We start from the raw sequence: 20,396 nt of genomic DNA, 5'->3' as shown, positions 1-20,396 counted from the left end.
GCTTCAAGCGAATACCACTTAAAGGTAACACAACTTTTGCGACTTGAAAGCCCTAATTTTAAAAAAATCAGGTTTTCTTTCGCCCAATGCACATTTTTTGTTCAATTATTGCAATTTTATAGCAAAAAAACGGCTACACGCCTTTAAAAACAAAGGATTGTAGCCCGTCGATTAAGTTATTTTTTAACCACCTTGACGCTTTCTACAGGTTCCTGCAGTGCAATATCAAGAACTTCATCAATCCACTTAACCGGATGGATTGATAAATCTTTCTTCACGTTGTCTGGAATTTCTTCCAAATCACGCTCGTTATCTTTTGGAATAACGACAGTTTTAATGCCGCCTCGATGCGCAGCTAATAGTTTTTCTTTAAGTCCACCAATAGCAAGCACCTCACCACGTAGGGTGATTTCACCGGTCATAGCTACATCGCACTTCACAGGGTTACCCGTAAGTGACGAGACAAGTGCAGTGCACATAGCAATACCTGCGCTAGGGCCATCTTTCGGCGTAGCACCTTCAGGTACGTGCACGTGAATATCACGTTTCTCGTAGAAGTCATCGTTTATGCGAAGCTTTTCTGCACGACTTCTTACCACCGTCATAGCAGCCTTAATAGACTCTTGCATCACATCACCTAACGAACCCGTTGATGTCATTTTGCCTTTGCCCGGAACCGACGTTGTTTCAATGGTCAGTAAGTCACCACCTACCTGCGTCCAAGCAAGTCCTGTAACTTGGCCAATTTGATTGTCTTTGTCCGCTTTACCGTAGTCAAAGCGTTGAACGCCAAGATAGTCCTTAAGGTTATCCTGAGTTACTACTACTTTGTCTTTGCTCTTCTTAAGCAAAATATCTTTCACGGCTTTACGGCATACCTTCGATACTTCGCGCTCTAAGCTACGAACCCCGGCTTCACGGGTATAGTATCGAATCATACCGATAACGGCAGAATCGGTAATTTCCAACTCCTTCGCTTTAAGCCCATTGCGTTCCATTTGCTTACCAATTAAATGGTTCTTTGCAATGTTGAGTTTTTCATCTTCTGTGTAGCCAGATAGACGAATCACTTCCATACGGTCAAGTAATGGGCCTGGAATATTCATGCTATTAGAGGTGGCTACGAACATAACGTCTGACAGGTCGTAGTCGACTTCCAGATAATGATCACTAAAGCTATTGTTTTGCTCTGGATCTAGTACTTCAAGCAGCGCTGACGCAGGGTCGCCTCGCATATCTGATGACATCTTATCGATTTCATCAAGTAAGAAGAGCGGGTTTTTAACCCCTACTTTCGCCATTTTTTGAACTAGCTTACCTGGCAATGAACCAATGTAGGTACGACGGTGACCACGGATTTCAGCTTCGTCACGTACGCCACCTAGTGCCATACGCACATATTTGCGACCTGTCGCTTTAGCTATCGACTGGCCTAATGAAGTTTTACCTACACCTGGAGGACCAACAAGACACAGAATTGGGCCTTTTAGCTTCTTAACACGCTGCTGAACGGCTAAATACTCAAGAATGCGCTCTTTCACTTTCTCAAGGCCGTAGTGGTCTTCGTTAAGCACACCTTCTGCGCGGGAAAGATCTTTCTTAACCGGCGAGCGCTTGTTCCACGGCACGTTAGTCAACCATTCAATGTAGCTTCGAAGCACGGTAGCTTCTGCAGACATTGGTGACATCATCTTAAGCTTTTGAAGTTCAGCTTTCGCTTTATCTTCCGCTTCTTTAGGCATTTTAGCGTCGGCTATCTTTTTAGATAACGCTTCAAATTCGTCAGGTGCGTCATCCAGTTCACCCAACTCTTTCTGAATGGCCTTCATCTGCTCGTTCAAATAGTACTCGCGCTGGCTCTTTTCCATTTGCTTTTTAACGCGGGTACGAATTTTCTTTTCGACCTGCAGCAAATCAATTTCGCCTTCCATCAGCGCCATCAGATATTCAAGACGCTCATTGACGCCCTGCATCTCTAACACTTTTTGCTTTTCAGTAAGCTTAAGAGGCATATGTGCAGCCATGGTGTCGGCTAAACGAGGCGCATCTTCAATGCCATTTAGTGATGTCAGTACTTCTGGTGGAATTTTTTTGTTTAGCTTTACGTAGCCTTCAAACTGAGAAACCGCAGAGCGAATAAGCACTTCTTGTTCACTCTCATCAATCTCTTCATCAGTTTGTTTGTCTACATTAGCAACAAAGAACGGCTCTGATTGCTTATAGCTTTCAATTTCACCGCGTACACTACCTTCTACCAGCACTTTAACCGTACCGTCGGGTAGCTTTAGAAGTTGTAGGATAGTAGCAATAGTACCGACGGTATAGATGTCGTCCGCTTCAGGCTCATCTACGCCAGCGTCTTTTTGTGCTACTAGAAAAATTTGTTTGTCATTATCCATTGCCGCTTCTAGACAACGAATTGATTTCTCACGCCCAACAAATAGGGGTATGACCATATGCGGGTAAACAACCACGTCCCGCAAGGCAAGCACAGGAATTTCAATGCGATTTTCACGCTCAACTGTCATACTTGTTCTCAATTAGTTTGAAATGTCATTTTTATATGGGGATGCAAGAGCAAAGTTCAATCGAAACTTATTAAAGTGCGTTAATTCCTTAACCTTACCTTCCCTGCTCTAGGGCCTGTTGACCTTAGTATAACCATTATCGATTTTGCCTCGAATGGCAATACTAAACGCAAAAATCTAGTAGAAAGGATAGCGAGATTTGTTTTAACCGCTCAAAAATCACCCACTTTCAAGGTATACCCTTTGGTTAAACGTAGATCAGATTAGACAGCGAAGTCTGAAACTTTGGCTGTTAAAAACAAAAAAAGGCCCTAAAGGGCCTTTTTTCACAAAACCAGCATCTATTCAGAGGCGGCTTTCTTTTCGTTGCTGTCGTAAATCAAGATAGGTTTTGATTCACCGCGAATAACGGTTTCATCAATAACAACTTTGCTCACGTCTTCCATTGAAGGAAGGTCATACATAGTATCAAGCAAAACCGCTTCAACGATTGAGCGAAGACCACGTGCGCCTGTTTTGCGATCCATTGCCTTTTTAGCAATAGCATTAAGTGCATCGTCACGGAACTCTAGCTCTACATCTTCCATCGAGAACAATGCACCATATTGCTTGGTGATTGCATTCTTAGGCTCGCGTAGAATTTGAATTAGTGCTTCTTCATTCAACTCTTCAAGGCTTGTTACTACCGGTAGACGTCCAATGAACTCTGGAATCAACCCATATTTCACTAAGTCTTCAGGCTCAACTTGCTTAAACAGTTCACTGATTTGTTTGCTGTTGTCTTTCGACTTAACCGTAGCACCAAATCCAATACCCGTGTCTTTTTGTGCGCGTTGCTCAATAACTTTATCAAGACCAGCAAACGCACCACCACAGATGAACAATATCTTAGAGGTATCAACCTGCAGGAATTCCTGCTGTGGGTGCTTACGTCCACCTTGCGGAGGAACAGACGCAACCGTACCCTCAATCAACTTTAGAAGCGCCTGCTGTACACCTTCACCCGAAACGTCACGAGTGATAGATGGGTTGTCTGACTTACGAGAAATCTTATCAATTTCATCGATGTAAACAATTCCGCGCTGCGCTTTCTCTACGTCGTAGTCGCACTTCTGCAGTAACTTCTGGATGATGTTCTCAACGTCTTCGCCCACGTAGCCAGCTTCAGTTAGCGTGGTTGCGTCAGCCATGGTGAACGGAACATCAAGCAGGCGCGCTAGGGTTTCCGCTAGCAGCGTTTTACCACTACCGGTAGGTCCTATTAGCAAAATATTACTTTTGCCAAGTTCTACGCCTTCGTGAACGTCGCCATTGCGCAAGCGCTTGTAGTGGTTATATACCGCTACTGATAATACCTTCTTTGCATGTTCTTGCCCGATAACGTAATCGTCTAAGTGAGCATGAATTTCACTTGGTTTAGGTAAAGCGTCCTGCTTTTGCTTAGGCGCGATTTCCTTAATTTCTTCGCGAATGATATCGTTACATAACTCAACACACTCGTCGCAAATGAATACCGACGGGCCTGCTATTAACTTTCTTACTTCGTGTTGGCTTTTGCCACAAAACGAACAGTACAGTAGCTTATTATCACCGTCACCGCTTTGCTTATCACTCATTACTTTTGCCTCTGCCTTGCCTGAGCCGAAAACCAAAACGTGCTATGCACTGGCTCAGGTCTACTATAACTATACTACTTAGTTGCGGCTACGTCAGATCGATTTGCTAAAACTTGGTCAACAAGGCCATATTCTTTTGCCTCAGTTGCACTCAAGAAGTTATCACGGTCTGTGTCACGCGCGACTTTTTCATAGTCTTGACCAGTATGGTCCGCCATAAGGCGATTCAATTTCTCTTTAATAGACAGAATTTCTTTCGCGTGTATTTCAAAATCAGATGCCTGACCTTGGAAGCCACCAAGCGGTTGGTGAATCATTACGCGCGAGTTAGGTAGACAGTAGCGCTTACCTTTTGCTCCTGCAGATAGTAGAAATGCGCCCATGCTTGCAGCTTGGCCCATACATACTGTACTCACGTCTGGCTTGATAAACTTCATCGTATCGTAAATTGCCATGCCAGCAGTTACCGAACCGCCTGGTGAGTTAATGTATAAGAAAATATCTTTCTCTGGGTTTTCAGCTTCTAAGAACAACATTTGAGCAACGATGAGGTTGGCCATGTGATCTTCAACTTGTCCTACCAAGAAAATTACGTTTTCTTTCAATAGGCGAGAATAAATGTCGTATGAGCGCTCACCTTTAGAGGTTTGCTCAACAACCATAGGAACAAGTGCATTCATTGGGTCAAACGGGGTATTAGTCATAGCTACCTTGATTATCTAGCGTTAAAAACAAAAATGCTCGGAAGGCTCCGAGCATTTAAGCAGTTGCTGACAAGTAATGTCAATCAGACAGTAAAAAATTACGCCTGTTTGTTCATAACCTCGTCAAAAGCTTTAGTTACTTCGGTAACTTTTGCTTGCTCAAGAACCCACTCAATAGCTTGTTCTTCTAGTGCAACGTTCTGCATTTGTTGCATAAGCTCTTGGTTGTTGTTGTAGTAATCAACAACTTCTTGCGGATCTTCATACGCTGAAGCAGCAGTTTCGATCATCTCGTTAACTTTAGCTTCGTCTGCTTTAAGTTCGTTCTGCTTGATCACTTCACCTAGAAGAAGACCAATAGATACGCGACGTTTAGCGTTGTCAGTAAACAATTCAGCAGGTAGGTCTGGAAGGTTCTGACCACCGCCTTGCTGGCTGAAACGTTGTTTAGCTTGCTCGCGAAGTGCGTTCACTTCTTGATCGATAAGCGCTTGAGGAATATCAATCTCGTTAGCTTCAACTAGCTTAGCAATAACGTCTTCTTTAACTTGCGCTTTTAGCGTTTGATTTAGTTCACGCTGCATGTTCTTACGAACTTCTGCTTTAAGCGCGTCAACTCCGCCTTCTTCAACACCGAATAGTTTAGCAAACTCTTCGTCAACTTTTGGAAGGTTTAGGCCTTCTACTTTCTTAACGGTAGTTTGGAAAACTGCATCTTTACCTTTTAGGTTTTCTGCGTGGTAGTCTTCAGGGAAAGTTACTTCGATAGTCACTTCTTCACCCGCTTTCGCGCCAACAAGTGGCTTTTCGAAACCAGGGATCATGCGATCTTTACCTAGCTCAAGAGCGAAGTCTTCTGCTTTACCACCTTCAAACTCTTCACCGTCGATAGAACCAACGAAGTCGATGATAACTTTGTCGTCTTTCTTCGCTTTACGCTTAACTTCTTTCCAAGTTGCGTGCTGCTTCTGAAGTGTTTCCATCATGTTATCTAGATCTTCGTCAGTAATTTCTACTACTGGCTTTTCGATTTCGATATCGCTAACACCTTTCACTTCTACTTCTGGGTAAACTTCGAAAGATGCTGTGAATTCTAGGTCCTGACCGTCTTCGTCTTTAGTCAGTTCAAACTTCGGCATACCAGCAGGCTGAATTTTTTCTTGAATCACTGCTTGGTAGAAGTTTTGCTGCATAACATCGCCAGCAACTTCTTGGCGAACAGCTTGGCCGAAACGCTTTTTGATTACGTTTACAGGAACTTTACCTGGACGGAAGCCGTTGATGCGTTGTGTTTTCGCCAATTGCTGTAGACGTGACTTAACTGCTGAATCAACCGTGTCAGCTGGAACGGTGATAGTAAGACGGCGTTCTAAACCCTGGGTCGTCTCGACTGAAACTTGCATTATGTTACCTCAACTATACGCCTTTACAGGCGTTTTGTTCTCAATCCCCTCTCCCGTCATGCAAGAGTTGCATATCACTCCGGGGTAGAGGTCGTTATTCGACGTTTATAAAATCAAAGTTAGGACACGAAATTGTGTCAAAAAGCCAACCTGAAACAAACGTACTGGTTAAAAAAAGACGCGGTAGTATACAGCCGCATACCACAAGAGTCGAGAGGCAAACACAAGTTTGTAACAACCATTTGAACGCATTTTGACCAAATAGCGAAACTAATAGCCTAAATAGCGAAAAAGACGGAATTTATGCGAATTTATTGAGCAATGAATAAAGAGGAGAGAAAGATAATGGTCGGTGAGACAGGATTTGAACCTGCGACCCCTTGTACCCAAAACAAGTGCGCTACCAAGCTGCGCCACTCACCGACAGATATATCTTTTTGAAAAGCCCTGCGAGAGCTTTAAATATGGTGCGGAAGGAGAGACTTGAACTCTCACGCCGTGAAGCACTGGAACCTAAATCCAGCGTGTCTACCAATTCCACCACTTCCGCGAAAAAGTGGGGTGGACGATGGGACTTGAACCCACGACAACCGGAATCACAATCCGGGGCTCTACCAACTGAGCTACGCCCACCACAGTAATCCTGTTCAGTCTTATGTGTGAATTGATAAACACATAAGCGCCTACCGAGCTGTCAGGATCTTACATAGCTACTCGGTAGTTAAAGTCGACTCATACCCTAGCCCACAGATGATTTATCACTCTTGGCTAGAAGTATTTACTGAATCGAAGAAAGCATAAATGGTCGGTGAGACAGGATTTGAACCTGCGACCCCTTGTACCCAAAACAAGTGCGCTACCAAGCTGCGCCACTCACCGACTGGAATGCTTACATTAAGCTTTTGATAAAGCTTGAAAATATGGTGCGGAAGGAGAGACTTGAACTCTCACGCCGTGAAGCACTGGAACCTAAATCCAGCGTGTCTACCAATTCCACCACTTCCGCAAAAAAGTGGGGTGGACGATGGGACTTGAACCCACGACAACCGGAATCACAATCCGGGGCTCTACCAACTGAGCTACGCCCACCATAGGGTGTGTTTGCAATTTACACGCTTTATTTTAGCAGTGTAAATACGAAAATTCAGCCTTGCTATCAGGACCTACCTGACTCGCATGGCGCGCCCGGCAGGATTCGAACCTGCGACCCACGGCTTAGAAGGCCGTTGCTCTATCCAGCTGAGCTACGGGCGCTTGGCGAATCTTCGCTGCAAAAAGTGGTCGGTGAGACAGGATTTGAACCTGCGACCCCTTGTACCCAAAACAAGTGCGCTACCAAGCTGCGCCACTCACCGACTATCGTACCGACCTTAAAGCGTTAGCCTCTGTGCCGTTACGGGGTGCGAATATTACTGACATCCCCCCACCTCGTCAAACACTTTTTTAAATAAAATCATCAACCGCTCACAAAGCATCCATTCTCACGTTTTTTTGAACAATTACCCTTGTATTTACCTATTTTTAGCCTAGGTTTGCGCTTCTTTTAAGGGTAAGCATCAGGCTTTCCATTAACGGTTGTTTACGTTGAACATTTGTGGCGAATAATTGCAGAGCAATAACTACTAGAGTATTAGTCCTATTTTATGAAACAATATAGGGCACTTGTTGACCACCCAACCATATAAGAATCGTACAAGACTATGACCGCCCATCTTATTGACGGCAAACTAATTGCCAAACAAGTTCGCCAACACGTAACCTCCTATGTTGAATCGCTTACGCAAGCAGGTAAAAGACAACCAGGCCTAGCCGTTGTCCTTGTTGGCAGTGATGCAGCTTCTCAAGTTTATGTTTCCAATAAACGTAAAGCGTGCGAAGAAGTGGGGTTCGTTTCTCGCTCTTTCGACCTTCCTTCTGATACCACAGAAGAGACCTTGCTAAATTTAGTGGACGAGCTAAACGAAGATAAAGAGATAGACGGAATTCTGGTACAGCTTCCTTTACCTGCAGGGTTAAATGCAGAAAAGGTACTTGAACGTATTCACCCTCATAAAGATGTCGACGGATTTCATCCATACAATATTGGCCGCCTTGCACAGCGTATTCCTGCACTACGTCCCTGCACGCCAAAAGGCATCATGACCATGATAGAGTCAACCAAGCGCCCTGTAAAAGGTTTAGACGCGGTCATTGTAGGTGCGTCGAACATTGTGGGGCGCCCTATGAGCCTGGAACTGCTTCTAGCTGGCTGCACCGTTACTACCTGTCACAAGTTTACTCAAGACCTTAAAAGTCACGTTCAACGTGCAGACCTTCTGGTGGTCGCAGTAGGTAAACCGAACTTTATTCCTGGTGACTGGGTAAAACAGGGCGCGATTGTCATTGATGTAGGTATTAATCGCATTAATGATGGTTCACTTGTTGGCGATGTTGATTTCGAAAAAGCGAAAGAGCGCGCGGGCTGGATAACCCCCGTTCCAGGCGGAGTTGGGCCGATGACAGTAGCCAGTTTGATTGAGAATACGCTGGAAGCTTACGTAAAATATCATTCTTAAAGCACAAATAGTTCAACCAAAATGTTAGGCAGAAATCAAATTTCTGCCTTTTGGTTTTATACTCCCCTCACGTTGAACACAGACTCAAACTGACCTACACCTTTTATGGCAGAACCAACATCTCCTTTATGGGAACAGCACGTAATTGATGCAACGCTTAAATGGGTTGACGACATTGTGATAAAACACAACTTTTGTCCCTTTGCGCGCTATGTAAGAACACCTCATCAAATTCGGTGTGTGGTAATTGAGGGCGATGCGGGAAATGTCGTTCAATCGCTATACGATGAGTTGCGGCATTTAGAAGATAACGACACCACCGCTACAACACTAATTGCACTCACGCATTCAACCCTTGATGATTTCAACGAATATCTCGATGTATTGGCTATTAGCGATAATATGCTGCACGACTGGGGATACAGCGGCACTTACCAACTTGCCAGCTTCCACCCCAATTATGTATTCGACGGTAGCGACGTAGACGATGCTGAAAACTATACCAATCGTTCACCCTACCCGCTTTTGCATTTAATTCGTGAAGCTGATATCACACGCTACATGAAGAAAGAAGAAGATGCCGAAAAGATATTCAGCCATAACATTGCAAAAGCACGGACGCTTGGGTGCCCTTATTTTGAGGGTGTGTTAGACACGCTTAAAAAAGATAAGCCCGCTCGATAAAACACGGGAAGCTTACCTTTTTGTGCAATGTAAAAAACACGCACTAAAAAGAGAATAAGCTCGTGATGCGAGCAGGCCCAAAGTATTGGATTACTCCAGGGAACCCAAATAAGCAGCTCCTTATAACAAGCAGGATGTTTATTTGGCTCAAGCTTTCACTTGAAACGTCACTTTACCTGCAAATTATGTGAGTAATATGACAACGTTACACATTTTTGACTTCGTTAAGGCTAAAACGTGAATACCCACAATTCATTTTCTCTCGAGGCGATAGCGACCGTCGCTACGCCTTTCAAGCAAAAGTTTGCTATTCCAAGACAGCCCAACTTGGCTAACGCCGAAGGTGTTATTACCTTCGAAGAAGGCTTTAACGATATCAATTTGCTTAAAGGGATAGAGAATTACAGTCACCTGTGGCTGCTTTTTATCTTTCACCAGAACATTGAACGCGGTTGGAAAAATACGGTAAAAGCCCCTCGTCTAGGTGGTAATGCAACTATGGGCGTATTGGCAAGTCGCAGTACCCACCGACCTAATGGGATTGGCATGTCTGTGGTGAAAAACAAAGGTGTGGTTAGCAGTAATGGACAGACACAGTTAGTGGTTGAAGGGGTAGATTTAGTCGACGGCACACCACTTGTCGATATCAAGCCCTATATCGCGTACGCTGATAGTGTTCCTAGCGCCAGCGATAATCTTGATGACATTAACCCCATACCCAATCGCGACGTATCATTCGCCGATACAATCCAGCCCACGCTTGCTGAAATAGAGAAAAAGCACCGTGGTTTTTCTGCCTTGGTGACTGCGGTACTGTCCCAAGACCCTCGCCCAGCCTATAAACAGCATATTGAAAATGATGAGAAAACCTACCGCGTGACGCTATACGATATTGATGTAGGGTTTGAAATAAGAGATGCCGCCGTTAAGGTGACCGAACTGGTTCATTTAGGATAATTACACTATTAGTGTTAACAGTCTGTGGCGAAATAGCTCACAGTTAATTAGAATACGCCCAAACGTGTGACACCTTATCTCGGTTCAAGCATTTCGCAATGTTTTGTTTTGCGAATTGCCGTTTGCGAAAGAGCATCACACTAACCGTCATAAATACATTTATAACAGGATACCTGCTTTACATGCGCACTAGTCAATATTTGCTTGCCACGCAGAAAGAAACACCTGCAGATGCAGAGGTTATCAGCCACCAGCTTATGCTAAGAGCTGGTATGATCAGAAAGCTTGCCTCGGGTCTATACACATGGTTGCCATCTGGTCTTCGTGTACTTAATAAAGTAGCCAATATTGTTCGTGAAGAAATGAACAAAGCAGGCGCGATTGAAGTGCTAATGCCCGTTGTTCAGCCCGCAGATTTGTGGGAAGAATCTGGACGATGGGAAGAGTACGGTCCAGAGTTACTTCGTATTAAAGACCGCCACCAGCGTGATTTCGTATTAGGTCCAACGCACGAAGAAGTTATTACCGCGCTTGTGCGCAATGAAATTAGCAGCTATAAGCAGCTTCCGCTCAATCTATACCAGATTCAGACTAAATTCCGCGACGAAGTGCGCCCCCGTTTCGGCATTATGCGTGGTCGTGAATTTACCATGAAAGATGCGTACAGCTTCCACTTAGAAGACAGCTGTTTAGAAGAAACGTATCAAAAAATGTACGACGCTTACTGCAATATATTCTCGCGTATGGGCTTAGACTTCAGAGCAGTCATTGCCGACTCTGGCTCTATTGGTGGTAATCACTCTCACGAATTCCACGTACTTGCCGCATCAGGTGAAGACGATATCGCTTTCTCAAGCGACAGTGATTACGCAGCCAATGTTGAAATGGCTGAAGCTGTTGCGCCTGAAAAAGCTGTCGCATCGGGCGCTGCAGTTGAGACTAAAGATGCCAAAGGCAAAGATTTCAATGCCATCTTAAAAAGCGTAGAAGCCGAAGTGACAAACGCGGTCAAAGTCGTAGTAGTGAAAGCCGCTAATGAAGCAGACAGTAAAGGCGAAGAAGTAGTTTCTGACAAATGGGTAGCCCTTGTACTTCGTGCTGATCATGAGCTTAATGATGTAAAAGCAGAGAAGTTAGACGGCGTTGCAAGCCCGCTTGTTGAAGCATCATTTGAACAAGCAAAAGATATTCTTGGCGTGTCACCATTGTTTGCTGATGCAACCAACCTGCCCGTACCCGCTTTTATTGACGCCAGTGCAGCTGCCCTTGCTGACTTCACTACGGGCGCAGGCGCAGGCGGTAAGGTAAATATTAACGTAAACTGGTCTGAAGATATTACTGGCGTTGATATTCGCAACGTTGTAGCAGGCGATGCATCTCCTGACGGGAAAGGCACGCTAGATATTAAACGCGGCATCGAAGTGGGTCATATCTTCCAGCTTGGCAGCAAGTATTCAGAGGCCATGAACTGCGGCGTACTAAGCGAATCAGGTAAGCACCAAACCTTAACTATGGGTTGTTACGGTATAGGCGTATCTCGAATTGTTGCGGCAGCTATCGAGCAAAACCACGATAAATTTGGCATAAAGTGGCCAGATCCTATTGCACCGTTTAAAATTGCATTAATACCAATGAATATGCACAAGTCTCATCGTATTAAAGAAGCTGCGGAAGCGCTTTATGAAGAGCTTGTTGCCCTTGGCGTAGAAGTGTTGTTTGACGACAGAAAAGAGCGTCCGGGTGTCATGTTCAATGATATGGAATTAATTGGCATACCTCACAGCATTGTTATTGGTGAAAGAAACCTAGATAATCAACATGTTGAGTATAAGAATAGACGTACTGGTGAAAAACAGTTGTTAGATATTAGCGCAGCAAAGGACTTTGTAGCCGCACTCTAGCGCCTGATCTCGCCGATTAGATTAGAAAAGAGGGCGTATGCGGTTAACATTTTATGGCGTAAGAGGGTCAATCCCTACCCCGGGAGCAGCTTACGTCCGCTATGGTGGTAATACTGCATGCGTTCACATTGAGCTTGAGGATGGTACCGATATCATCCTCGACTCTGGCACAGGGATTCGCGTGCTTGGCGAGCGCCTTATTCAAAAAGATACACCCATTAATCTGCTGTTGAGCCACAACCATTGGGATCATATTCAAGGCTTCCCTTTTTTTGCGCCTATCTATCAGGCTTCACGCGAAATCAACATATACCCGGGTCAAACCCTCCTTGATGAACCTGATCAAATTTTAAAGCAAATGGAAGGGTCGTTATTTCCAGTCCCCCGAAGTGCGCTGAAAGCTAACATTTCTATTGTCGATATTCCCAAGTCTACAAGCCGATTTTCAGTAGGAAGCGCAACCATAACTCGCTTAGCCATGAACCACCCCGGTCGTGGCAGTGCTTATTGTATTGAAGCCGATGGCGCAAAGGTGGCTTACATAACAGATAATGAGCTTTACCCCCCCTACAAAAAAGAAACAGACTTTATCGATTTCGCAAAATTTGCACAAAATGCCGATCTGCTAATACACGATGCACAGTATATGTTGTCTGACATGCCAGCGAAGAACGGATGGGGTCATTCGGTCGCGGAAGAAGCGGTGAAACTAGCAATGGCATGTAACACAAAAAAATTAGCTTTATATAGTCATGATCCAGAACGGACTGATGACGATATAGATGATGTTGTAAACCATTGTAATGTATACGTCACAGTGGCAGAGTCTAATCTACAAGTATTTGCATCTTCAGAAGGCCAAGCACTGGACTTCAGTTAAGCATAACAACAACCCCACGTTACGGAGAATTAAAGGTGTCTGTGTTAAAGCCTTTTGTATTTTTGGCAGCATTTGCTGCTTGCACGCCTGTTTGCGCTCAACAATCACAAGAAGTGGTAAGCGAACAAGCGTCATCTTCAGAAAATAGTGAACAAGAGCGCACTGTTGAAAATGAAGAAAATCAATCGTCTCAGGAAGAAAGCGGTATTGAAGTTATCGATATCATCAAACGTGACACCATCACGGAAAGTGCACTGGATAACCGATTAGAAGGCGATAAAGAAGCACTGGATAATGTGTTTGCTATCACTCAGCATAGACAAAACTATCTACTTCCAATTACTTACGTTTCCAACCCAAGCTCTGTGGCAAGTGAAGAACTCACAAACGAGAACATAGACAATAAAGAAGCAAAATTTCAGGTAAGCGCAAAGCTGCCGCTTTATTTGGAAGATACAGGGTTCGACGGTGTTTACTTTGGCTTTACGCTAACCTCTTTCTGGCAGCTTTATAACAGCGAAGCGTCGAAGCCGTTTCGCGAGACCAATTACGAACCAGAAGTCTTTTGGCAAGAAACAGCCGATTATTCCGTGCTTGGCTACAAATTTAATACTTTTCAAGTTGGTTTCAATCATATGTCTAACGGTCAAAGCGGGCTGCGCTCTCGAAGCTGGAACCGTATATTTGCCTCTATTGTCTTTAGCGACGATGACGATATCTACTACCTAAAGACGTGGTACCGTATTCCTGAAGACGAGAAAACAGACCCGCTTGATCCTACCGGCGACGATAACCCTGATATACAAGACTATTACGGTAGAATGGAACTTGGTTATGGAAGGAAAATTGGCGCGTTTAAAGTACTGGCGCTTTTACGAAATAACCTCGACGTAGATGAGAACCGAGGCAGCATCCAGCTAGACTTCACCTACCCTATCTCTGACCGCTATGAAGTCTTGCTTCAATACTTCAATGGCTATGGCGATTCGCTTATCGACTATAACCGCTCACAAGAACGTATTGGTATCGGTTTTCAGCTGCACTTTTTGTAATAAATAACCACGTAGACACAGGATGGGCACGCCAAACCGCTTTTGCATGGCGTGCTCTTCTCATTTCGACATCACTGTTTGCTAATCAATCACGCCTGCCGCGCGATAAAGCTGAATATGCACCTCTACCAGCGCTGCAATATCTCTTTGGTAGCCTCCACCAATTACCGCAGCAATCGGAACGCCTAAACGCTCGGCTAACGCAAAGACTTGCGTATCTCTCTCGTACACGCCTTGCGTAGAAATATGTAAATGACCAAGGTCGTCGTTTACATGCACATCAACGCCTGCGTCATAGAAGATGGCATCGGGCTGAAATTGCCTCATTACCATCGTTAGCGCTTGTTCTAGCGTAGTTAGATACTCATCGTCTTCGGTGCCCTTATCGAGTCCTATATCAATATCGGAACGCTGCTTTCTGTGAGGGAAGTTCTTTTCACCATGAATAGATAAGGTAAAAATATCACGGTCGTTTTCGGCAAGTTTTGCTGTGCCATCGCCTTGATGCACATCTAAATCGACAATAAGCACATTTTCAACGGACGGGGTTTGCTGCATAGTTTTCGCTGCCAAATATAAATCGTTGAACAAGCAAAAACCTGAACCAAAATCAGCAAACGCGTGATGATACCCGCCTGTTAAATTCAATGCTTTTCCATGCTCTAGAGCTAGCTTGGCTGTTAAACAAGTTCCAGCAACGGCAGTACGGGTACGCTCAATCAGCTGCTGCGACCAGGGAAAGCCTATGCGGCGCATGGCTTTCTTATCTAATGCGCCAGTACTTAATGCATCAACATAGTCCGGATCGTAATAGGCAGTGAGAAAAGAAAGATCAACCGGTGATGGAGTAACAAAACGCGATGCTTCCACACCACGATTTAACAATTCATCGCGAATACCTACGTACTTCTCGATGGGAAATCGGTGTCGCTCAGGAAGATCTAACTGGCTATAAATAGGATGAAATACGAGTGGTGTTGTCATTATTATCAATACTAGTTTAGGACGCACGCATCTATAACAGATAAAAGAAAAGGAGCGTGAACATTGTTCAAACACTCCCTTTTAACGTGTTTATACTGACAAAGCACAGTTAGCGGGTCAAACTGTTCACCACCTTTTCAACGTTTTCTGACATACTTTTCATTGAGCGTGACATGTCATCACGCTGAGCAAGTTGATGATATTTTTCAGATGATGTGACCACATTACTGATAATTGTTTCCACCTGCTGAAGTACAGCCTCTTGCTCATCTGCGGCTTCGTTAAGCGCCACAACTACGCTCGCCGTTTCTTGAATATCCCTCACCACGTTATTGAGTGTTTCAAGCGCTGTCGCTGCTTCTGCTGCGTTTGTGTCTGACAGCTGCTTGCCTGACGACATCGCCGCAACAGCCCCTTTTGCTTCAGCTTCAAAACTACTTAAAATGTCGTTAATTTCCTTGGTCGACTGCTGTGTTTTAGCTGCAAGTGCTCGAACCTCGTCGGCTACCACAGCAAAACCACGGCCATGCTCACCTGCCCTAGCAGCTTCAATTGCTGCGTTTAGAGCCAGCAGGTTAGTCTGATCGGCAATTTCATTAATAACATTTACCACTTTTAGAATATTGGTACTGCGGCTTTGCAGTTCTGACACGATATTACTTGATTCGGTTACCGTTTTTGCTAGTTGCTTAAAGCCTGCATTGGCGCTTTCAAACGTGGCATAACAACTTGCCACGTTCTTTTCTGAGTTATTTGTCGCCACAGCAACTTGGTCGGTGATTGCCACTAAATTTTGCACAATCTCTTTAAGTTTATCCGTACTGCTATCAAGCGAGCGCGACGCATCCCGTTGTCCATTGGCGCCTTCCATAATGGATTGGCTGACGTTACCGAGGGTGCCAAACGCCTTTTCCATTTCGGTCTCCGCTTGTTGAAGCTGCGCAACCGAATCTTTTAATTTGTTTTGTAATGCCCTGGCTGATTCTGCCAGCATGCCCAATTCATGGTCGCTGGAATACGTTAACGCGTAGTCGTAACGGCTATGAGCCAAGTTGGATATACACGCCGCAACCTGCTTCGTTGGTTTAATAACCTGAGAGCGTAAACGAGCAATCACATAAGCAACAGAAAGCACAGAGAGCGCAATAGCCGCCAGTAGAATTATCCAGAGCATAGTGCGCGTATTGGCTTTAAGCTCAGCAATCGCGTTCGCTGAATCGGCTGCAATTTCCGCCGCGATACCTGAGAGGAGCTTAGCAGGCTCTCTATCAATACCTCGAACAAAGCTATCTCCAACCTTTGGATCAAACCCTGAGTTAATAAATGCGTCGTATCCTTCACGGTATTTCTCGGCCATGACTGCATGGGCTTTTTGAAATTGCCTGATATCTGACTTCACGTTTTCACTTATCACACTACTTGATAGCATCAGGTCAAACTGGCGAGTGATATCGGCCTCTCTCTGCTTGAATCGCTCCCAGTATTTTTCTCGGTCGTCTTTTTTGTGGCCACGCAACAATACGTTCTTCCACTCTTGCACTTGAGTTTTGAAAGTACTTAGCGTGGTATTGACGTCTCGTTCTGACTGAACAAGGGTGTTTTCTAACTCATCGAATGAATTAAGTAACGAGAAAGACTTTAGAATTGAGGCACCGTTTAATAGTACAAGAATTAAAAAGCTGGCGAGAACAGGCGTCATCACCAAACGGCTGATGCTTGTGTAATTGAACACGGCTTAACCTTTAGTATAAATTTAAAGAAGGACGTCGCCATTAAATGATATTTTTATGACGGTATGGTTACAAATTTGGTATGAATCAACATACCAATATATGCGAAAATATACACCCTTATAGTAACAGGCTTATTAACTTGTTCTTTTTTAAGTAGATAAAAAAAAGAGCCCGAAGGCTCTCTTTTCATTTCGGTAAATTTACACCCGTTTATTCCCACTCAATTGTAGCAGGTGGCTTACCAGAAATGTCGTATACTACGCGGCTAATGCCGTCAATTTCATTGATAATACGATTCGACACTTTACCTAGGAAGTCGTAGGGTAAATGTGCCCAGTGAGCTGTCATGAAATCGATGGTTTCTACTGCACGAAGGCTTACTACCCAGTCGTATTTACGCGCATCACCCATTACGCCAACTGAGCGCACTGGAAGGAATACGGTAAACGCTTGGCTTACTTTTTGGTATAGGTCAGCTGCATATAGCTCTTCAATGAAGATAGCGTCAGCACGACGTAGTAAGTCGCAATATTCTTTCTTAATTTCACCAAGTACACGAACACCTAGACCCGGACCAGGGAACGGGTGACGGTAAAGCATGTCGTACGGTAAACCTAGCTCTAGGCCGATTTTGCGTACTTCGTCTTTAAAGAGTTCACGCAGTGGCTCAACAAGACCCAGCTCCATATCTTCAGGAAGGCCGCCCACATTGTGGTGCGACTTAATTACGTGCGCTTTACCCGTTGCAGAACCCGCTGATTCAATAACGTCAGGGTAAATAGTACCTTGCGCTAACCACTTCGCGTTTTCACGCTTACCCGCTTCTTCGTCAAATACACGAACAAACTCATTACCGATAGCTTTACGTTTAAGCTCAGGATCTTCAATGCCTTTTAGGCGATCAAGGAAACGCTCTTCAGCGTCTACACGGATAATGTTAAGGCCGAAATGGTCACCAAACATTTCCATTACCTGATCAGCTTCATTTAAGCGAAGCAGGCCATTGTCTACAAACACACAAGTAAGTTTGTCACCTATCGCGCGGTGAAGCAGCATAGCTGTTACTGAAGAATCTACACCGCCTGAAAGGCCAAGAATAACTTCTTCATCGCCCACCTTCTCTTTTATGCGCTCAATGGCATCGTCAATAATAGCGCCAGCTGTCCAGAGTTTTTCACACTTACAGATGTCCATCACAAAGTGAGTTAATAGACGCATGCCTTGGCGAGTGTGAGTCACTTCAGGGTGGAACTGCACGCCATAGAATTGCTTCTCTGCGTTATACATTGCAGCATGTGGGCATGAAGCGGTTTGCGCGATGGTTTCAAAACCTTCGGGAATAGCTGCCACTTTATCGCCGTGGCTCATCCATACATCAAGCAGCGCCGCGCCGTTATCGCCTATCGCATCTTCAATTTTATCCAGCAGCGGGCTTGGCTTAATCACTTCTACTTGCGCATAACCAAATTCACGCTTGTCTGAACCCAGTACGCCACCACCTAGCTGTTGTGCCATGGTTTGCATGCCATAGCACACGCCTAGCACTGGCACGCCGGCTTCAAATACGTACTCGGGCGCGCGTGGTGAGCCTTCTTCGGTTACTGACTCTGGGCCACCTGACAGAATAATCCCTTGAGGATTAAATTCGCGGATTTGCTCTTCGGTCACATCCCAAGCCCAAAGCTCACAGTAAACGCCTATTTCGCGAACACGACGTGCTATCAACTGCGTGTATTGCGAGCCAAAATCCAAAATAAGTATGCGTTGGTCGTGGATATTTGTGGTCATGTTTTATTTTTACCCGTTAAATAAAAGAACAAAGGCTGGTGTAGTACCAGCCTCGCAGTCGTCGGTCGCCTTAACCTAAACGGTAGTTTGGCGCTTCTTTGGTAATGCTTACATCGTGAACGTGGCTCTCGCCCATTCCGGCTGAAGTTACGCGCACAAATTGTGCCTTGGTATTGAGCTCTTCAATCGTTGCGCAGCCCGTTAAGCCCATGGCTGAGCGCAAGCCGCCCATTTGCTGATGGATAATATTAGCAATTGGACCTTTGTACGCTACGCGGCCTTCAATACCTTCTGGTACTAATTTCTCAGCGTTATCAGAATCTTGGAAGTAACGGTCTGACGAACCGTGGCTTTGATCCATAGCGCCTAGTGAACCCATACCGCGATATGACTTGTAATAACGGCCTTGGAAAAGTTCTACTTCGCCTGGCGCTTCTTCAGTACCTGCTAGCATGCTGCCAACCATTACGCAGCTTGCGCCAGCAGCCAACGCCTTAGCAATGTCACCCGAAAAACGAATACCGCCGTCAGCGATTACTGGAATGTCAGTATCTTTAAGCGCTTCTACTGCATCTGATACCGCAGTAATTTGAGGCACACCGCAACCGGTTACGATACGGGTAGTACAAATTGAACCAGGGCCAATTCCCACTTTAACAGCATCTACGCCGGCATCGGCAAGTGCTTTCGCGCCATCGCCCGTCGCAACGTTACCCGCAATAATTTGTACATCTGGATAGTCTGCACGTACCTTTTTCACGCGGTCAATAACACCTTGCGAGTGACCGTGAGAGGTATCGATAAGTAGAACGTCAACGCCTGCATCTACAAGTAGTGCAATACGTTCGTCAGTACCTGGTCCAACGCTTACCGCAGCACCTACACGTAGGCGACCAAGCGAGTCTTTACATGCGTTAGGCTTGTTTTCTGCTTTCTGGAAGTCTTTAACAGTGATCAGGCCTGTAAGCTTAAACGCGTCGTCGACGACAAGAATTTTCTCAATGCGGTGTTCGTGCATTAGGTCTAACACCACATCAGAGCTTGCACCTTCTTTAACGGTAACCAGATCATCCTTACCGGTCATTACGTTTCTAATAGGCAAATTCAAACGCTTTTCAAAGCGAAGATCGCGGCCTGTCACAATACCAATTAGGTTATTATCTTTGTCAGTCACCGGGAAGCCAGAGTAACCAAGACGCTTAGAAAGCGCGATAACTTCACCGATGGTCGCATTCTCTTCAACCGTTACCGGATCAGATACCACACCACTTTCGTATTTCTTAACTTCACGTACGTGTTTGGCTTGCTCTTCGGGCTTCATGTTTTTATGAATGAAACCAATACCACCCTCTTGGGCTAGCGCAATAGCTAGACGGGCTTCAGAAACCGTGTCCATGGCAGCAGACACCATTGGAATATTTAACGTTACGCCACGCGTAAGGCGTGTTTGTAAGTTGGCTGTGTGAGGGAGGACGGTCGAGTGGCCGGGAACCAGCAACACATCGTCGAACGTCAGGGCTTCTTGGATGATACGTAGCATGCAACAACACCTATTCAGTTGAGGGTTAATTGCGGCGCAATTGTAGTGTTTTTTAGTTTTCAGGTAAACTC

At 45.0% G+C, this 20,396-nt stretch carries 14 protein-coding genes and 8 tRNA genes; 6 read left to right on the top strand and 16 right to left on the bottom strand.

All coding sequences use genetic code 11. The annotated features are described in order from the left end of the window. Nucleotides 1–176: 176 nt before the first annotated feature. From lon to AC0J2X_RS02375, 12 genes are all read right to left on the bottom strand, one after another. Nucleotides 177–2,528 carry an endopeptidase La gene (lon, locus tag AC0J2X_RS02430; protein WP_014950145.1) on the bottom strand — a complete coding sequence of 784 codons (2,352 nt, stop codon included), beginning with the start codon at nucleotides 2,526–2,528 and terminating at the stop codon, nucleotides 177–179. Nucleotides 2,529–2,869: 341 nt separating this feature from the next. Continuing rightward, entirely contained in the window at nucleotides 2,870–4,144 is a 1,275-nt protein-coding gene (clpX, locus tag AC0J2X_RS02425; RefSeq protein WP_014950146.1) for an ATP-dependent protease ATP-binding subunit ClpX, read from the bottom strand. 74 nt (nucleotides 4,145–4,218) lie between these two features. After that, nucleotides 4,219–4,848, bottom strand: a complete 630-nt coding sequence (gene clpP, locus AC0J2X_RS02420; RefSeq protein ID WP_014950147.1) for an ATP-dependent Clp endopeptidase proteolytic subunit ClpP — start codon at nucleotides 4,846–4,848, stop codon at nucleotides 4,219–4,221. 98 nt (nucleotides 4,849–4,946) lie between these two features. Continuing rightward, complete coding sequence (gene tig, locus AC0J2X_RS02415) at nucleotides 4,947–6,251, bottom strand: trigger factor (protein ID WP_014950148.1); 1,305 nt, start codon at nucleotides 6,249–6,251, stop codon at nucleotides 4,947–4,949. A gap of 346 nt (nucleotides 6,252–6,597) precedes the next feature. Then, nucleotides 6,598–6,674, bottom strand: a tRNA-Pro gene (locus AC0J2X_RS02410). Nucleotides 6,675–6,716: 42 nt separating this feature from the next. Then, a tRNA-Leu gene (locus AC0J2X_RS02405) sits at nucleotides 6,717–6,801 on the bottom strand. Between the two features lie 7 nt (nucleotides 6,802–6,808). Then, nucleotides 6,809–6,884: transfer RNA gene (locus AC0J2X_RS02400), tRNA-His, on the bottom strand. A 169-nt stretch (nucleotides 6,885–7,053) separates the two neighbouring features. Beyond that, nucleotides 7,054–7,130 (bottom strand) — tRNA-Pro (locus AC0J2X_RS02395). A 42-nt stretch (nucleotides 7,131–7,172) separates the two neighbouring features. Next, nucleotides 7,173–7,257: transfer RNA gene (locus AC0J2X_RS02390), tRNA-Leu, on the bottom strand. Between the two features lie 7 nt (nucleotides 7,258–7,264). After that, nucleotides 7,265–7,340, bottom strand: a tRNA-His gene (locus AC0J2X_RS02385). Between the two features lie 88 nt (nucleotides 7,341–7,428). Next, nucleotides 7,429–7,505: transfer RNA gene (locus AC0J2X_RS02380), tRNA-Arg, on the bottom strand. A gap of 24 nt (nucleotides 7,506–7,529) precedes the next feature. Continuing rightward, nucleotides 7,530–7,606, bottom strand: a tRNA-Pro gene (locus AC0J2X_RS02375). Nucleotides 7,607–7,951: 345 nt separating this feature from the next. On the opposite strand from AC0J2X_RS02375, the gene folD reads away from it, so the two are divergent. The 6 genes from folD (at nucleotide 7,952) to AC0J2X_RS02345 (ending at nucleotide 14,280) form a co-directional block, all read left to right on the top strand. Then, nucleotides 7,952–8,806, top strand: a complete 855-nt coding sequence (gene folD, locus AC0J2X_RS02370; RefSeq protein ID WP_061486168.1) for a bifunctional methylenetetrahydrofolate dehydrogenase/methenyltetrahydrofolate cyclohydrolase FolD — start codon at nucleotides 7,952–7,954, stop codon at nucleotides 8,804–8,806. A gap of 105 nt (nucleotides 8,807–8,911) precedes the next feature. Further along, entirely contained in the window at nucleotides 8,912–9,490 is a 579-nt protein-coding gene (locus AC0J2X_RS02365) for a DUF1415 domain-containing protein (RefSeq protein WP_061486169.1), read from the top strand. A 237-nt stretch (nucleotides 9,491–9,727) separates the two neighbouring features. Continuing rightward, entirely contained in the window at nucleotides 9,728–10,447 is a 720-nt protein-coding gene (gene tsaA / locus AC0J2X_RS02360) for a tRNA (N6-threonylcarbamoyladenosine(37)-N6)-methyltransferase TrmO (RefSeq protein WP_014950151.1), read from the top strand. Between the two features lie 182 nt (nucleotides 10,448–10,629). Then, nucleotides 10,630–12,348: a proline--tRNA ligase gene (locus AC0J2X_RS02355; RefSeq protein ID WP_061486170.1), complete on the top strand. Its 1,719-nt coding sequence runs from the start codon at nucleotides 10,630–10,632 to the stop codon at nucleotides 12,346–12,348. Between the two features lie 37 nt (nucleotides 12,349–12,385). Then, nucleotides 12,386–13,228: an MBL fold metallo-hydrolase gene (locus tag AC0J2X_RS02350; protein ID WP_061486172.1), complete on the top strand. Its 843-nt coding sequence runs from the start codon at nucleotides 12,386–12,388 to the stop codon at nucleotides 13,226–13,228. Between the two features lie 35 nt (nucleotides 13,229–13,263). Next, nucleotides 13,264–14,280 (top strand): phospholipase A, encoded by a 1,017-nt coding sequence (locus tag AC0J2X_RS02345; RefSeq protein WP_039231566.1) that lies wholly within the window; start codon nucleotides 13,264–13,266, stop codon nucleotides 14,278–14,280. Between the two features lie 81 nt (nucleotides 14,281–14,361). Here AC0J2X_RS02345 and AC0J2X_RS02340 read toward each other — a convergent pair whose 3' ends face one another. The 4 genes from AC0J2X_RS02340 to guaB all read right to left on the bottom strand — a co-directional run bounded on the left by AC0J2X_RS02340 (nucleotide 14,362) and on the right by guaB (nucleotide 20,325). Next, the gene (locus AC0J2X_RS02340) at nucleotides 14,362–15,264 is read right to left on the bottom strand and encodes a histone deacetylase family protein (protein WP_061486174.1); all 903 of its coding nucleotides are present in this window, start codon (nucleotides 15,262–15,264) and stop codon (nucleotides 14,362–14,364) included. A 109-nt stretch (nucleotides 15,265–15,373) separates the two neighbouring features. Beyond that, nucleotides 15,374–16,996 carry a methyl-accepting chemotaxis protein gene (locus AC0J2X_RS02335; RefSeq protein WP_039228352.1) on the bottom strand — a complete coding sequence of 541 codons (1,623 nt, stop codon included), beginning with the start codon at nucleotides 16,994–16,996 and terminating at the stop codon, nucleotides 15,374–15,376. Nucleotides 16,997–17,207: 211 nt separating this feature from the next. Beyond that, the gene (gene guaA / locus AC0J2X_RS02330; RefSeq protein WP_014950157.1) at nucleotides 17,208–18,785 is read right to left on the bottom strand and encodes a glutamine-hydrolyzing GMP synthase; all 1,578 of its coding nucleotides are present in this window, start codon (nucleotides 18,783–18,785) and stop codon (nucleotides 17,208–17,210) included. 70 nt (nucleotides 18,786–18,855) lie between these two features. Next, nucleotides 18,856–20,325, bottom strand: a complete 1,470-nt coding sequence (gene guaB, locus AC0J2X_RS02325) for an IMP dehydrogenase (protein ID WP_014950158.1) — start codon at nucleotides 20,323–20,325, stop codon at nucleotides 18,856–18,858. Between the last annotated feature and the right edge of the window lie 71 nt (nucleotides 20,326–20,396).

This window comes from Alteromonas sp. R7 (assembly GCF_055755235.1).
Note: the sequence above shows the minus strand (reverse complement) of the source record. Positions and strands in the feature narration are given on the sequence as shown.